At 68.9% G+C, this 14,611-nt stretch carries 12 protein-coding genes; 6 read left to right on the forward strand and 6 right to left on the reverse strand.

Going from position 1 to position 14,611, the window contains the following annotated elements; genetic code table 11:
• Positions 1-11: 11 nt before the first annotated feature.
• The 3 genes from AB4879_RS24740 to AB4879_RS24750 all read left to right on the forward strand — a co-directional run bounded on the left by AB4879_RS24740 (position 12) and on the right by AB4879_RS24750 (position 2,383).
• A complete protein-coding gene (locus tag AB4879_RS24740) occupies positions 12-977 on the forward strand; it encodes an APA family fibronectin-binding glycoprotein (protein ID WP_370509686.1) in 966 nt (321 codons plus the stop codon).
• A gap of 102 nt (positions 978-1,079) precedes the next feature.
• Entirely contained in the window at positions 1,080-1,379 is a 300-nt protein-coding gene (locus AB4879_RS24745) for a GlsB/YeaQ/YmgE family stress response membrane protein (protein WP_102806317.1), read from the forward strand.
• On the forward strand, positions 1,379-2,383 hold the full coding sequence (locus tag AB4879_RS24750) for a zinc-binding alcohol dehydrogenase family protein (protein WP_370509687.1): 1,005 nt from the start codon (positions 1,379-1,381) through the stop codon (positions 2,381-2,383). Before AB4879_RS24745 ends, AB4879_RS24750 begins: the two co-directional genes overlap by 1 nt.
• 1 nt (position 2,384) lies before the next feature.
• Here the strand turns inward: AB4879_RS24750 and AB4879_RS24755 are convergent, their stop codons facing one another.
• Positions 2,385-2,888 (reverse strand): hypothetical protein, encoded by a 504-nt coding sequence (locus AB4879_RS24755; protein ID WP_370509688.1) that lies wholly within the window; start codon positions 2,886-2,888, stop codon positions 2,385-2,387.
• A 122-nt stretch (positions 2,889-3,010) separates the two neighbouring features.
• Here AB4879_RS24755 and AB4879_RS24760 point away from each other — a divergent pair, with 122 nt between their 5' ends.
• Positions 3,011-3,589 carry a CGNR zinc finger domain-containing protein gene (locus tag AB4879_RS24760; protein ID WP_370509689.1) on the forward strand — a complete coding sequence of 193 codons (579 nt, stop codon included), beginning with the start codon at positions 3,011-3,013 and terminating at the stop codon, positions 3,587-3,589.
• Here the strand turns inward: AB4879_RS24760 and AB4879_RS24765 are convergent.
• Together AB4879_RS24765 and AB4879_RS24770 are read right to left on the reverse strand one after the other, a co-directional pair.
• Positions 3,581-4,345, reverse strand: coding sequence for a lysostaphin resistance A-like protein (locus AB4879_RS24765; protein WP_370509690.1), 765 nt, complete (start codon positions 4,343-4,345; stop codon positions 3,581-3,583). The genes AB4879_RS24760 and AB4879_RS24765 overlap by 9 nt on opposite strands.
• Positions 4,346-4,390: 45 nt before the next feature.
• Positions 4,391-6,817: a phosphoketolase gene (locus AB4879_RS24770; RefSeq protein WP_370509691.1), complete on the reverse strand. Its 2,427-nt coding sequence runs from the start codon at positions 6,815-6,817 to the stop codon at positions 4,391-4,393.
• A 94-nt stretch (positions 6,818-6,911) separates the two neighbouring features.
• Here AB4879_RS24770 and AB4879_RS24775 point away from each other — a divergent pair, with 94 nt between their 5' ends.
• Together AB4879_RS24775 and AB4879_RS24780 are read left to right on the forward strand one after the other, a co-directional pair.
• Positions 6,912-9,254, forward strand: a complete 2,343-nt coding sequence (locus tag AB4879_RS24775; RefSeq protein ID WP_370509692.1) for a CaiB/BaiF CoA transferase family protein — start codon at positions 6,912-6,914, stop codon at positions 9,252-9,254.
• Complete coding sequence (locus AB4879_RS24780; protein ID WP_370509693.1) at positions 9,251-10,687, forward strand: aldehyde dehydrogenase; 1,437 nt, start codon at positions 9,251-9,253, stop codon at positions 10,685-10,687. Before AB4879_RS24775 ends, AB4879_RS24780 begins: the two co-directional genes overlap by 4 nt.
• A 97-nt stretch (positions 10,688-10,784) precedes the next feature.
• Here the strand turns inward: AB4879_RS24780 and AB4879_RS24785 are convergent, their stop codons facing one another.
• The 3 genes from AB4879_RS24785 to AB4879_RS24795 all read right to left on the reverse strand — a co-directional run bounded on the left by AB4879_RS24785 (position 10,785) and on the right by AB4879_RS24795 (position 14,547).
• The gene (locus AB4879_RS24785; RefSeq protein ID WP_370509694.1) at positions 10,785-11,234 is read right to left on the reverse strand and encodes a hypothetical protein; all 450 of its coding nucleotides are present in this window, start codon (positions 11,232-11,234) and stop codon (positions 10,785-10,787) included.
• Between the two features lie 153 nt (positions 11,235-11,387).
• Entirely contained in the window at positions 11,388-13,709 is a 2,322-nt protein-coding gene (locus tag AB4879_RS24790) for an arylsulfatase (protein ID WP_370509695.1), read from the reverse strand.
• A gap of 91 nt (positions 13,710-13,800) precedes the next feature.
• Positions 13,801-14,547 carry an alpha/beta fold hydrolase gene (locus AB4879_RS24795; RefSeq protein ID WP_370509696.1) on the reverse strand — a complete coding sequence of 249 codons (747 nt, stop codon included), beginning with the start codon at positions 14,545-14,547 and terminating at the stop codon, positions 13,801-13,803.
• Between the last annotated feature and the right edge of the window lie 64 nt (positions 14,548-14,611).

Below are 14,611 nucleotides of genomic sequence, written 5' to 3' on the forward strand. Positions count from 1 at the left end.
GGTTCATCGCCATGACGCAGCCGGACTCGATTTCGCGACGGCCAGGCCTGTGGACGGCGTTCGCGGTCACCGCGGTGACCGCCGCCACCGCCGTCACGATCGCCCTGCCGTCGTCGACCGCAGTCGCGGATCCCGCGACGCCGACACCCACCACGGCGGCACCCGCACCGCCGCCCGCGGACCCGAACGCACCTCCGCCGCCGCCGGCCGATCCCAACGCGCCGCCGCCGCCGCCCGCGGACCCGAACGCGCCGCCCCCGCCGCCGGCCGACCCGAACGCCCCGCCGCCGCCGGCACCGCTGGAGCCCGGTCGGATCCCCAACGCGTCGGGTGGCTTCAGTTACCTGCTTCCGGCCGGCTGGGTGGTGTCAGACGCGTCGCGGCTCAACTATGGCCAGGCGCTGCTGAGCAAGACCACCGCACCGGCGGAGAACGGCCAGCCCGCCCCGACCGCCAACGACACCAGCGTCATCCTCGGCCGGCTGGACCTGAAGCTGTTCGCCGGCGCCGAGCAGGACAACAGCAAGGCCGCTATCCGGCTGGCGTCGGACATGGGCGAGTTCTTCATGCCGTTCCCCGGCGTCCGGCTCAACCAGCAGAGCGGCGCGCTACAGGCCGGTGACATGCCGGGCTACTTCTCGTCCTACGACGTGAAGTTCACCGACACCACCAAGCCGAACGGCCAGATCTGGGCCGGTGTGGTCGGCACGTCCGTCCCGAACGCGCCGCGCGATCAGCGCAACCAGCGCTGGTTCGTGGTGTGGCTGGGCACCGCCAAGGATCCGATCGATCCGGCCGCCGCCAAGGCGCTCGCCGAGTCGATCCGGCCGTACACGGCGCCGCCGCCGCCGGCGGGGGATCCCAACGCGCCGGTGGCTGATCCGAACGCTCCGCCGCCCGCCGCGGGTGGGCGCATCCCGCTCGGTGTTCCGGTCCCGGTGGAGACGCCGGTTCCCGGGATGACGCCCGGCCAATAGGTGATCGTGGCCGTTTGATGCGGCCAATCGTTACCTGCCAGGCGTATACCAAAGGGATAGCGGTCGGCATTCACGCTGGCCAGCCAACCTGAGGAGACCGTCATGGACATGGTTGCAGCGACTGAATTCCTCGCCCGTTCGACGACGCTGACCAGCGTCGGCTGGATCGGCTACATCATCATCGGCGCGCTGGCGGGCTGGATCGCCGGCAAGATCGTCAAGGGCGGCAGCTCGGGCATCCTGATGAACATCGTCATCGGGATCGTGGGCGCGCTCGTCGGCGGATTCCTGCTGAGCTTCTTCCTGGACACCGCCGCGGGCGGATGGTGGTTCACCCTGTTCACCGCGGTCCTGGGCTCGGTGATCCTGCTCTGGATCGTCGGCATGGTCCGCAAGACCTAATGCGTGCCTGGCGGGTACGTCGGCCCGGGCCGATGCGCACTCACCCGCTGGAGTTGGACAGTGCCGCAGCCGTTCCGCGGCCCGCGTCCGGCGAACTGCTGGTGGCCGTGCTGGCCTGCGGCGTCTGCCGCACCGACCTGCATGTCACCGAGGGCGACCTGGCCGTGCACCGCCCACATGTCACACCCGGGCACGAGGTGGTCGGCGAGGTCATCGAGGTCGGATCCGACGTGGATGCGGAGTTCGCCACCGGCGACCGGGTCGGCATCGCGTGGCTGCGCCACACCTGCGGGGTGTGCCAGTACTGCCGCCGAGGCGCGGAGAACCTATGCCCGAACTCGCGCTACACGGGGTGGGACGCCGACGGCGGATATGCCGACTTCGCCACTGTGCCAGCTGATTTCGCCCATCGACTGCCGGCAGGCTATACCGACAGCGAACTGGCGCCGCTGCTGTGCGCCGGAATCATCGGCTACCGGTCGCTGCTGCGCGCCGAGCTCCCACCCGGGGGACGGTTGGGCCTCTACGGGTTCGGCGGCAGCGCCCACATCACCGCGCAGGTGGCGCTGGCGCAGGGCGCCGAGGTCCACGTCATGACGCGCGGCACCGAGGCGCAGGAGCTGGCACTGAGCCTCGGGGTGGCGTCCGCGCAGGGAGCGGCCGACCCGCCGCCGGTCCCGCTGGATGCGGCGATCTTGTTCGCCCCGGTCGGCGACCTGGTGCTGCCTGCCCTCGAGGCGCTCGATCGCGGCGGAACGCTCGCTATCGCGGGCATTCACCTCAGCGACATCCCGGCCCTGAACTATCAGCGACACCTGTTCCAGGAACGCCAGGTCCGGTCGGTGTCGTCGAACACCCGCGCCGACGCCCGCGAATTCCTCGCCTTCGCGGGCCGGCACCGCATCGAGGTCACGACGCCGGAATATCCGCTCGGACAAGCTGACCGGGCCCTGACCGACCTGGCCGAGGGTCGGATCGCGGGGGCGGCGGTCCTGCTGCCCTGACTCAGAGGGCGGCCAGGACTCCGCGCAGGCCCGCGGCCAGGCTGCCCCGCCCGCTGCGGTACAGCGGCCCGGTTCCGTCGGACAGCAGGATCCGCAGCCGGGCCATGCCGCGCGCCCGCACCGGTTGCGGGGCGTGCAGTCGCAGGGTGATGTCGTCGACCACGTCGCGGCAGGTTGCCAACCGCTGCGGATGCACCGGGATGTGCGACGAGATCGCCGGCCGGTCGCGGTGCAGGTCGCCGAGGGCGTGACGCAGGCTGCGGGCGAGTGCTTCGCGTTCGGAGAACGAGGTCAGCCGCGCCATGTGGACCGCCAGCGGGCTGCCGGGCAGTGGTGCGATGCCGTCGTCGACGTCGCGGTCGAGCCGGCCGGCGAAAAGTCGTGCCCGCAGCCGCGCGCTGACTGTCGCGTCCTGATGTGACGCGGCCGGCGCGGGGGCGTCGGGGCCGCCCGTCAGCCGGGTGTTAATCTCGCCGAAGTTGTCGTGAAATTGGTTGAGCCCCATCGGCGTTTCCTGTTCCGAGCAGGCCTCGTTGCCTCACTCTAAATGACCACCCAAAACGTTACACCGGTCATTCGTGACCGGTCAAGTTGTTTTGACGGTCACTCGTACCTACACTCGACGCCATGGCCGACTGGCTGGCAGACCCCGAGAGCAAGCCGGCACCCGAGCCGCTCGCCCGGGTCCAGGCGCTGGTCAACACCGCCGACCTGGAATCCGGCGCGGACCGGCTGGCAGGCGCCGGCGACGCCGAGCCCTGGTTGCGATCTCACGGCCTGCTGACGGCCGACGGGACTGTCACGCCGCAGGAATTGAACGAGATCCGTGAGGTACGGGAAGCCCTGCGCGCTCTGCTGGTGCACAACGCGGGCGGCCCCGCGCCGACCCCCGACGACCTGCGGCCGCTGAGCCGGATCGCCGATACCGCCACCGCGCGGGTGCACCTGCGCCCCGGCGGCGCGCTCGACGTGGCCGCCGACGCCGGCTCGCTGGCGGGGCGGCTGCTATCGCTGCTGCTGATCGTCTCGGAGGCTCAGCGCGACGGGACCTGGGCGCAGCTGAAGGCGTGCGGCAACGCGAACTGCCGGTGGGCGTTCTACGACCGCTCGCGAAACCACGGCGGGACTTGGTGCGATATGGCGACCTGCGGCAACAAGCTCAAGAACCGGGAGTTCCGCGCGCGGCGCAGCCGAACCTCAGGTTGACAGGTGCCAGACCAGCGCGGCGGCCAGCGCACCGAGGCCGTTGAGTGACCAATGCAACGCGATCGGCGCGATCAGGCTGCCGCTGCGCCGCCGCAGCCAGGTGAACGCGAAGCCGGCCGCACCGGTGGCCAGCACCGCCATCACCACCCCGGCGAGCATGCCCAGGAACCCGCCGCCGAACAGGCGTGTGAAACCGACGTTACTGCTGGTCAAGCCCAGTGAGCTGGCGACGTGCCACAGCCCGAACAGCAACGACCCGGCGGCGGCAACGCCCCGAAAACCCCAGGCCCGGTCGAGGGCGCCGTGCAGCACGCCCCGGAAGGCCAGCTCCTCGGGGATGACGGTCTGCAGCGGGATGATGATCATCGAGGCGACCAGGGCACCGGACAGCGTCGCGTAGTGGTTGTTCAAGAACATCGGGCGGGTCCAGGGGAGCAGCGCGCCGACGGCGATCACGGTCAGCACCAGGAGCACCGCGCCCAGCGCGTAGAGCGCGCCGGACTTCCAGTGCTCGCGGCCCAATCCCAGTTCCGCCCAGCCCAATCCGCGGGAGCGCACCAGCACCAGCAGGCCGGCGGCCGCGGCGGGCACCACGGCGATGTTCGCCCATGGCGTGGTGAAGTGGGCGAGCAGGTTGCTCATGGCGAGCACGACGACGACGACGCCGATATCGACGTAGACGCGGAAGTGGTGCAGGGCGGCCAGCTGCAACGCATGGGGGTGGGGAGGCGCGGCCACCGCGCTGTGCTCAGACATAACCAGCCCGAGTGTACCCGCGCTCACCGGTACCCCAGCAAAGATCTACTCGTTGTCACCGCCGGTCGCGGCGGTGGCGTCGACCGCCACACCGGTCTGCTCGCCGCGCGCATCCGGCCACACCCAGTCGCGTACTTCGGGGATGTCGTCGCCGTGGGTCCGGGTGTATTCGCGGGCGGCGAGGCGCTTGTCGACCATCTCCTGGCGCAGTGTGGCGCAGCTCGACTGCAGCTGCGGCACCCGATCGATGACGTCGATGACCAGGTGGAAGCGGTCCAGGTCGTTGAGCATCACCATGTCGAACGGTGTCGTGGTGGTGCCCTCTTCCTTATAGCCGCGAACATGGATGCGGCTGTCGTTGCTGCGGCGGTAGGTCAGCCGGTGGATCAGCCAGGGGTAGCCGTGATAGGCGAAGATCACCGGCTTGTCCGCGGTGAAGATCCCGTCGAAGGCCCGGCTCGACAGCCCGTGCGGATGCTCGGTGTCGTCCTGCAGGCGCATCAGGTCGACGACGTTGACGAACCGGACCCGCAGCTCCGGCAGATGCTGGCGCAGTAGGTCGACGGCGGCCAGCGCCTCCAGCGTCGGGACGTCACCGGCGGCCGCGATCACCACGTCGGGATCTTCCCCGACCGTCTCGTTGCCGGCCCACTCCCAGATGCCCAGGCCGCGGGTGCAGTGCGCGATCGCCTCCTCCATGGTGAGGAAGTTGGGGTGCGGCTGCTTGCCTGCGACGACGACGTTGACGTACTGGCGTGAACGCAGGCAGTGGTCGTAGGTGGACAGCAGGGTGTTGGCATCCGGCGGCAGGTACACCCGCACCACTTCGGCCCGCTTGTTGACGACGTGGTCGATGAACCCTGGGTCCTGATGGCTGAAGCCGTTGTGGTCTTGGCGCCAAACATGGCTGGACAGCAGGTAATTCAGGCTGGCGATCGGTCGGCGCCACGGGATGTGGTTGGTCACCTTCAGCCATTTGGCGTGCTGGTTGAACATCGAGTCGATGATGTGGATGAACGCCTCGTAGCAGTTGAACAGCCCGTGCCTGCCGGTCAGCAGGTAACCCTCCAGCCAGCCTTGACACTGGTGTTCGGAGAGCATCTCCATCACTCGCCCTGCGCGGGCCAGATGTTCGTCGACCTCGGGGCCGAGCAGTTCGGCACTCCACTGTTTGTCGGTCACGTCGAAGACCGCCTGCAACCGGTTGGACGCCGTCTCGTCGGGCCCGAAGATCCGGAAGTTGTCCGGGTTGAGCCGGATCACCTCGGTCAACCACTGGCCGAGCACCCGGGTGGCCTCGGCGACCGTGGCGCCCGGTGCGGGCACGTCCACCCCGAACGTCCGAAAGTCGGGCAGCCGAAGGTCTTTGAGCAACAAGCCGCCGTTGGTGTGCGGGTTGTCGCTCATCCGTAGCTGACCCTCCGGCGCCAGCGCGGCGATACGCGGGTCCAACGTGCCGTCGGCGTCGAAGAGCTCCTCGGCGCGGTAGGACGCCAGCCAGTCGGCCAGCACCTGCAGATGCTCGGGGGTGTCCCGCGCGCTGGCCAACGGAACCTGGTGCGCGCGCCACGATCCGGTGGTCTTCTTGCCGTCGATGTAGGCCGGCCCGGTCCATCCCTTGGGTGTGCGGAACACGATCATCGGCCAGGCCGGCCGGTCCTCCGAGGGCGAGGCTTTGATTTCGGCGATCCGGTCCAGCACCTCGTCGAGAAGTGCGGCGAACCGGCGGTGAGCATCGGCGTGATCGGCCGCGGCGTCCTCGGTCACCTCGAAGAAGTAGGGCTGGTGGCCGAATCCGACCATGAGGCTGCGTAATTCGTCGTCGGGGATGCGCGCCAGCACTGTGGGGTTGGCGATCTTGTAGCCGTTGAGGTGCAGGATCGGCAGCACCACACCGTCGTGGGCGGTGTTGACGAACTTGTTGGAGTGCCAGCTGGTGGCCAGCGCACCGGTCTCGGCCTCGCCGTCGCCGACCACCGCGACGACCAGCAGGTCCGGATTGTCGAATGCCGCGCCGTAGGCATGCGACAGCGCGTAGCCGAGTTCGCCGCCCTCGTGGATCGACCCGGGTGTCTCCGGTGCGACGTGGGAGGGGATGCCACCGGGGAACGAGAACTGGCGGAACAGCCGGCGCAGGCCCTCGGCATCCCGGGTGATGTCGGGGTAGGTCTCGGTGTAGGTGCCGTCCAGGTAGGCGTTGGCCACCAGGCCGGGGCCGCCGTGACCAGGTCCGGTGACGTACACCGTCGACTGCTCGCGCGCTTTGATGGCGCGGTTGAGGTGCGCGTAGAGGAAGTTCAGGCCCGGGGTGGTGCCCCAGTGGCCGAGCAGGCGGGGCTTGACGTCGTCGCGGCTCAGCGGAGTGCGCAGCAGGGGATTGTCCAACAGATAGATCTGTCCGACCGAGAGGTAATTGGCTGCCCGCCACCAGCCGTCGAGTTGGTCAATGGTCTCTTCGCTCAGCGAGTCCATGGGTCCATCAAACCCTGATCGCGGCGACCGCGCTGCCGGGGCACCGATTGTTCACTACTACGCTGTCCGACGTGCTCGGCTTGGCGATGGACTCGTGACCGCTCCCGCACTGCTCGCCGGCGTGCGAGTGCTCGACCTGTGCGACCAGACCGGGGACCCGGTCACCCGGCTGCTGGCCGACCTCGGTGCCGATGTCATCAAGGTCGAGGCGCCGGGAGGTAGCCCCGCCCGCCGGGCGTTGCCCACCCTCGACGGCGTCAGTATCCCGTTCGCACTGCACAACGCGAACAAGCGCAGCCTGATGCTCGATCCCGTTGCCGAGGCTGATCGGCGCCGGCTCGTCGAGCTGGCCGGCGAGGCCGACATCCTCATCGACAGCGGGACCGCTGGGTTGGCGGCGGCGTTCGGCACCTCATGCGTCGCGCTGGCCGACCAGTTCCCGCAGCTGGTCGCGATGACGGTCACCGACTTCGGCACCGAGGGGCCACGGGCGTCCTGGCGGGCCAGCGACGCGGTGCTCTACGCGATGTCCACCGCGCTGTCGCGGTCGGGGCCGATGACGGGCACACCGGTGCTGCCTCCGGACGGTATCGCCTCCACCACCGCCGCCGTGCAGGCGGCGTGGGCGGTCCTGGTGGCGTACTTCAACCGGTTACGCTGCGGGACAGGCGATTACATCGATTTCTCCCGGTACGACGCGGTGGTGCTGGCCTTGGATCCGCCGTTCGGGACGCAGGGTCAGGCCGCGACCGCCCGCAACGCGGCCGAGCGCTGGCGCGGCAGACCGCGAAATCAGGATTCGTATCCCATTTTCGCCTGCCGCGACGGCTACGTGCGGATCTGTGTGCTGGCGCCCCGGCAGTGGCGCGGCATGCGGGCGTGGCTGGGGGAGCCCGAACAGTTCCAGGACCCGGTTTTCGACTCGATTGCCGCCCGCACCAAAGCCTTCGGTGAGCTCGGTCAGTTGATGGCCGCGCTGTTCGCCGACAAGACGATGGCTCAGCTGGTTGCCGAGGGTCAGGCACACGGTGTGCCGATCGCCGCGGTGCTGACACCGTCGCAAGCGCTGGAGTCCGAGCATCTCACCGAGGTGGGGGCGCTGCTGGACACCGAGCTGGCGCCGGGTGTGACGGCTCGGGTACCGGCCGGCTACTGGGTGGTCGACGGCAGCCACGCCGGCTACCGCACACCGGCCCCCGGGTTGGCCGGCAGCGACACCCGTTGGACGGCAGCGCAATTCGCGCCGAATGCCACCCAGGCGGTGGGCGCCCGGCCGCTGGCCGGCGTGCGGGTGCTGGATCTCGGTGTCATCGTCGCCGGCGGTGAACTCAGCCGGCTGTTCGGCGACCTCGGCGCCGAGGTGATCAAAATCGAGAGTGCCGGCTACCCCGACGGCTTGCGCCAGAAGCGTCCCGATCAGCAGATCAGCGAGTCGTTCGCCCGCGCCCATCGCAACCAGCTCGGCCTGGGCCTGGAGCTGCGCAGCCCCGAAGGCGCCGAGGTGTTCGGCCGGCTGGTGGTGGCCTCCGATGCGGTGTTCGCCAACTTCAAGCCGGGAACACTTGCCGCCCTGGGCTTTTCCCCCGAACGACTGCGTGAGCTCAATCCCGGCCTGGTGCTGGCCGAAAGCAGCGCGTTCGGTGACACCGGACCGTGGAGCAAACGCCTGGGCTACGGCCCGCTGGTACGCGCGACGATCGGCGTGACCCGGTTGTGGACGTCGCAGGAGCCGCCCGCGCCCACCGCGCGGCATGCGTTCTACGACGCGACGACGATCTTCCCCGACCATGTCGTGGGACGGATCAGTGCGATCGGGGCGCTCGCCGGACTGATCCGGCGAGAGCGGGACGGCGTCGGCGCCAGGACCCACGTGTCGCAGGCCGAAGCTGCGATCAACCAACTCGACACCCTCTACGTCACGCTGGCCGCCGCGGCCACCGGAGTCGGGCACGTCGAGCCGGATCCCGCCGCGCATCTGGTGCTCGCGTGCGCCGGAGATGACGAATGGTGCGTGGTGTCCATTGGTTGCGATGCCGACCGCGAGGCGGTGGCCAGCGTCATCGGCGAGACGGATCTGGCCGATTGGACGAGGGAACGCTCGCCACTGCAGGTTGCCGAGGCGCTGCAGGCCGCCGGGGTGGCCGCCGGGCCGATGAACCGGGTCGCCGACCTGGCCGACGATCCGCAGCTGACGGTGCGAGAAGTGTTCAGTGACATGATCCATCCGTTGCTCGAGCATCCGCTGCAGACCGAGGCAGGTCCGGCGCCCTACCGCCACATTCCGCCCGCACCGCAGCGCCCCGCGCCGCTGCCCGGCGCAGACACCCGCCGGATCTGCTCCGACGTGCTGAACATGACGGCCGACGAGGTCGACCGACTGATCGCCGACGGCGTGCTGTTCGCCGCGGCCGCCGAAACCCCAGGAGCGATGAGATGAGCACCGCCGCACAGATTTTCGTCGACGGAACGTTCCGCAAGGCCGACCAGGTCCAGCCGGTGATCGAAGCGGCGACCGGCGAGCCGCTGGGCGACGGCGCCAGCGCCACCGAGGCCGAGATCGACGCCGCGGTGGCGGCCGCACGGGCCGCCCTCGGGCAGTGGCAGTCCGCCTCGCCCGACCACCGGGCCGAATTGCTCATCGCGTTCGCTGCCGCCCTGGAGAGTCGCGCGCGGTCCACCGACGAGTTGGTGAGCCGCGAGAACGGCATGCCCATGTCGTTGTCGCGCAGTGCCAACGGGCGCTTCCCGGCCGCTCTGGTGCGCTACTACGCGCAGCTGATCACCGAAACGCCGATCGAGGAGATCCGCCCGAGCATGATCGGGCACACCGTCGTGCGCCGGGAAGCCGTCGGTGTGGTGGCCGCGATCGTGCCGTGGAACTATCCGCAGGCGCTCGCCGCCTTCAAGCTGGCGCCCGCGCTGGCGGCCGGCTGCACGGTGGTGCTCAAGGCCGCTCCCGAAACCGCGCTGGACGCTTTGGTGTTCGCCCAAGCCGCGGAAGAGGCCGGGCTGCCTGCCGGCGTGCTCAACATCGTTCCCGGTGGCGCGGCGGCCGGCGCCTACCTGGTATCGCATCCAGGCGTGGACAAGGTCACGTTCACCGGGTCGACGGTCGCCGGCCGTGCGATCGGCGAGGTGTGCGGCCGGCTGCTGCGCCCGGTCACCCTGGAGCTGGGCGGGAAATCGGCGGCGATCATCCTCGACGATGCCGACCTCGACGCCACCATCAAGGGCCTGCGGAACGCGTCGTTCGTCAACAACGGTCAGACCTGCCACCTCAGTTCGCGGATCCTGGCACCCCGATCACGCTACGGCGAGGTGCTTGACGCGCTCGTCGGCATGGTCGGTGAACTCACCGTCGGTGACCCCCTGGACAAATCGACCGATATCGGCCCGCTGGTCAGTGCCCGCCAACGCGACCGGGTGCTGGGCTACATCGAATCCGGGACGGCAAGCTCGGCGAAACTGGTTGCGGGCGGCTCGGTTCCGGCCGATCAGCCGCGCGGCTGGTTCGTCTCGCCGACGGTGTTCGCCGACGTCGACAACGCCGACCGGATCGCCCAGGAGGAGATCTTCGGTCCGGTGCTCGCGGTGATCCCGTACGACGGTGACGACGAGGCTGTCGCGCTGGCCAACGACAGCGAGTTCGGTCTGGCCGGCACGGTGTGGTCGACCGACGACGAGCGCGCCATCGAGGTGGCCCGCGCGGTGCGTACCGGCACCGTCGGAATCAACGACTACCAGCTCGACTTCCGTGCGCCATTCGGGGGAGTGAAGGCCAGCGGCATCGGCCGCGAGCTGGGTCCGGAGGGGCTGGACGCGTTCTTCGCCCTCAAGTCGATCTACCGGGTCGGACCCGCAGACGACTGAGTGGCCACCCGCGACGCGGTCTACGTCGCGAATGGCCACTCAGCCAGGTGCTGGTGACTAGCGGGTGCTAGCCGGTACTAGCCGGTGCTAGCCGGTACTAGCCTGTTCCGAGGCAGCCGACGCCGTTCACGCAACCCCCGGCACCGCCGGGTCCTGCGCCACCGCTGACGCCGGGTGCCGAGCCGCTCACGCCGCCCGGGCCTGCGCCGCCCTCGACGCCGGGCGCCGAGCCACTGACACCGCCGGGGCCTGCGCCGCCGTTCACGCCGGGTGCCGAGCCGCTGACGCCGCCGGGGCCTGCGCCGCCCTCGACGCCGGGCGCTGTGCCCGTCACGCCGCCGGGGCCCGCGCCGCCGTTCACGCCGGGCGCCGTGCCCGTCACGCCGCCAGGCGCTGTGGTGTCACCGGCGGCCGGACTGGTCGTCACAACCACCGACGAGGTGGGCGACGTCGTCGTGGTGGTCGACGTGCTCGTCTTCGAGTTGTCATTGCTGCTGCCGCAGCCGACGGCAAGCGTCAACACCGCGGCACCGCCGACGAATGTCATGGCGGCCCTTGAAATCACTCCCGATCCCACAGCCATGCGGCCCTCACTTCCTTGTTAGGGGACGCTTTGGCTTACCCATCACGGGCGCAAACAAATCATGCTGTGTCGCCGCAGACCCGTTCGAGTTGCGCGCGTGTTCGTTCGCAATCGCGGTCAGTCCCGGGCGAAGGCGGCCGCGGCCTCCTTTTCGAGGTCGAGGTACTGGTCCTCGCCGATGTCGACGGCCACACCCAGGATCCGACCGCCGGTGAACGGGAACCCCGGCGGGTAGGACCGGCTCACCGGGTCGGCACTGTCGTACCCGACGCACAGCCCGTCGCCGCACAGCGTGAACGGCCCGATCTGGGCCCGCATCGGTCCCTCGGCCACAACCTGTTCTTCGACATAGAGCTTGGCGGTACCCAGCGACTCCATATGTTCGCCTGCGCCTTCGCGAACGAACTCGACCCCGAGGGTCAGCTGGCCGGGATCGAGTGGACCCGAGACAAAGGTCTGCTCGGGTTTGATACCGAGGAAGTTGTAGACGTAGTGCAGCTTGCGGTCCTTGATGAACAGCGTGTGACCACCGAATCGTGAACCGTGGGCGAAGATCACGCCTTGCGACTCCGGCGTCACCTCGACATCGGCGATGATCTTGTAGGACCGACCTCTGATGTTCACCGCCGTCGATTCCGGCACCGGCGCCGTGTCGGGGAAATAGACATAGCGTGAGCGTGGCGGCTCGCTCTGCGGCCGCACATCGGTTATCTGTTCGACGGCCGGCCGATCGTCAAGGGGCAGAACGAAGTTCGCTTCGGCTTCGGCGAACCATGCGTCGATGAGTTCCTGGAGTTTCTCAGGGTGCTCTGCGGCGAGGCTACGGGCCTCGGCCCGGTCGGCGTCGACATGGTAAAGCTCCCAGACGTCGGCGTCGAAGTGTCCCTTGCCGCTGATCGGTGCGTGCAGGGCGGCCGCCTTCCAGCCCTCCTGCCAGATGCCGCGGGTGCCCAGCATCGAGAAGTACTGCCGTTTCTTGGTGGTAGGCGCGTGGGGATCGTCGAAGCTGTAGCGCATCGACACCCCGTTGAGCGGATACTGCTCCACGCCGCGATACACCGTTGGCATCTGCAGACCCACCGCTTCGAGAATGGTCGGCACGATGTCGGTGCTGTGGTGATACTGGTGACGCATCTCGCCTTTGGCCTTGATTCCGTTGGGCCAGTGGATGACCAAGGGGTCGCAGGTGCCGCCGGCGAACTGCGCGTAGCGCTTGAACATCTGGAACGGAGTGGAGAAGGCCACCGCCCAGCCGGTCGGGTAGTGGTTGTAGGTCTCCGGGCTGCCGAGCTCGTCGAAGTAGGACATGTTCTCCTCCAGGCTGTCGGGATAGCCGTTGAAGAACTTGTTTTCGTTGACCGACCCGTTGGGGGTGCCCTCCCCGGAGGCGCCGTTGTCGGCGCAGTACATGATCAGGGTGTTGTCCAGCTGACCGGTGCGCTCCAGGAAGTCGACGATCCGCCCCACCTGGGCATCGGTGTATTCGGAGAAACCCGCGAACACCTCCGCCATCCGGCAGAACAGCTTGCGTTCCTCCTCGCTGAGCTCGGCCCAGGGCCGCACGTAGTCGGCCTCGTTGGCGACCTCGGCGGGCATCGGGTTCAGTGGCGTCAGTTCGGTGCCCTCGGGCACCACACCGCGCTCGATCATCCGCGCCAGCACCCACTCGCGATAAGCCTCGTAGCCGTCGTCGAACACGCCCTTGTACTTGTCGATGTAGTCCTGTGGCGCGTGGTGTGGGGCGTGATTTGCGCCGGGGCAGAACCACATGAACCACGGCTTGGACGGTGCCGATGAGCGCAGGTCGCGCAACATCCGAATGGCTTGGTCGGCAAGGTCTTTGGACAGGTGGTAACCCTCTTCGGGGGTGTAGGGCGGCTCGATGGCGTGGTTGTCCTCGATGAGGTCCGGATACCACTGGTTGGTCTCGCCGCCGAGGAAGCCGTAGAACCGGTCGAAGCCTTTCGACAGCGGCCACTCCGATTTGCTGCCGCCCGGCGACAGGTCCTCGACCGGCACGTTGTGGTTCTTGCCGAGCCACATCGTGGCGAATCCGTTGTCCTGCAACACTTGTCCGATGGTGGCGCACTCGGCGGGCAGGCGGCCGGCCGCCCCGGGGAAACCCATCGACCCCTCGGTGATCGACGCGCAGCGATTTACATGGTGATTGCGCCCGGTCAGGAAGGTCGACCGTGTCGGTGAACACAGCGCGGTGGTGTGCCACTGGGTGTAGGTGACGCCGTTGTCGGCCAACCGGTCCAGCGTGGGCATGTTGATCCGGCCGCCGTAGGGCGACCAGGCCGCCTGGCCGGTGTCGTCGTAGAGGACGATCAGGACGTTGGGGGCGCCGTCCGGGGCCTTCTTCAGCTGATAGGGCGTCCAGTCCGGGACCGAGTCCCGGATATCGAGGTTGATGACGCCACGAAACGGCTCGGCCATGATGATCCTCCCGGCATCGGCGGCTCCTTGCTCGGCCGCAATGCGGCCATGCTCGCACCGTCGGCGATGCTCTACCGGGGAATGACCGCGATCAGTCCAGCGAGTCCCAGAACTCGGTCAGCACCGTGGCGCCGCGCACCGGATCCTGCAGCATCCACCAGTGGCCGAGCCCGTCCAGCACCTCGGTCCGGGCGCCGGCCTGCTCGGCGGCGGCGCGGCGCTGCTCCTCGGAGCCGACGAAGTGGTCTTCGGTGGCCAACAACGCCAAGCCGGGACGCGCGGTGGCGTTGACCAGCATCCGGCCCGCCTCGGCAACGGCGGGCTGCGCCGCCGAGCGGTACAGCGCCAGGATGGCCCGGCCCATCTCTGGTCCGTGCGCCAACGCCAGTTCGGTGGCGACCGCCGAGGAGATGCCCATCCCGGTCAGCAGGGCGACCCGGTCCTCGAGCGAGGCGGCGACCATCGCCTCGACGGCATCTTCGCCGGCGCCCGGGGTCTGCCACACCTGGGCCAGGTCATGCCAGACATAGTCGGGATGCATGACACCGATGATGTCGCTGGTCCAGCTGCGCACGAGTTCGGGGCGATGGATGACGACGTTGAGCACATGCCCGCCGCCCCAGTCGTGGCCGACCAGGTCGACGGGATCGTCGAAGCCCGCCAATTCGCCGATCAGCCAGTCCCGGTAGGCCACCATCGTCGCCGGGAAGTCGTCGGGCAGCGGCGCACCGAACCCGGGCGGCGACAACCGCACCACGTCGTCGCGACCGAGTGCCTCGACCAGCGGGCCCCAGATCACGTCGGTTTCCGGATTGCCATGTACCAGAACGACCGTCATGGCGTCATCCTGGCATGGCCGTCCGCCGAGGAGAACCGCCCATCTGGCCGTCTGCTGACCGATG

Origin of the sequence: Mycobacterium sp. SA01 (assembly GCF_041287105.1) — a bacterium.
Lineage (GTDB): Bacteria > Actinomycetota > Actinomycetes > Mycobacteriales > Mycobacteriaceae > Mycobacterium.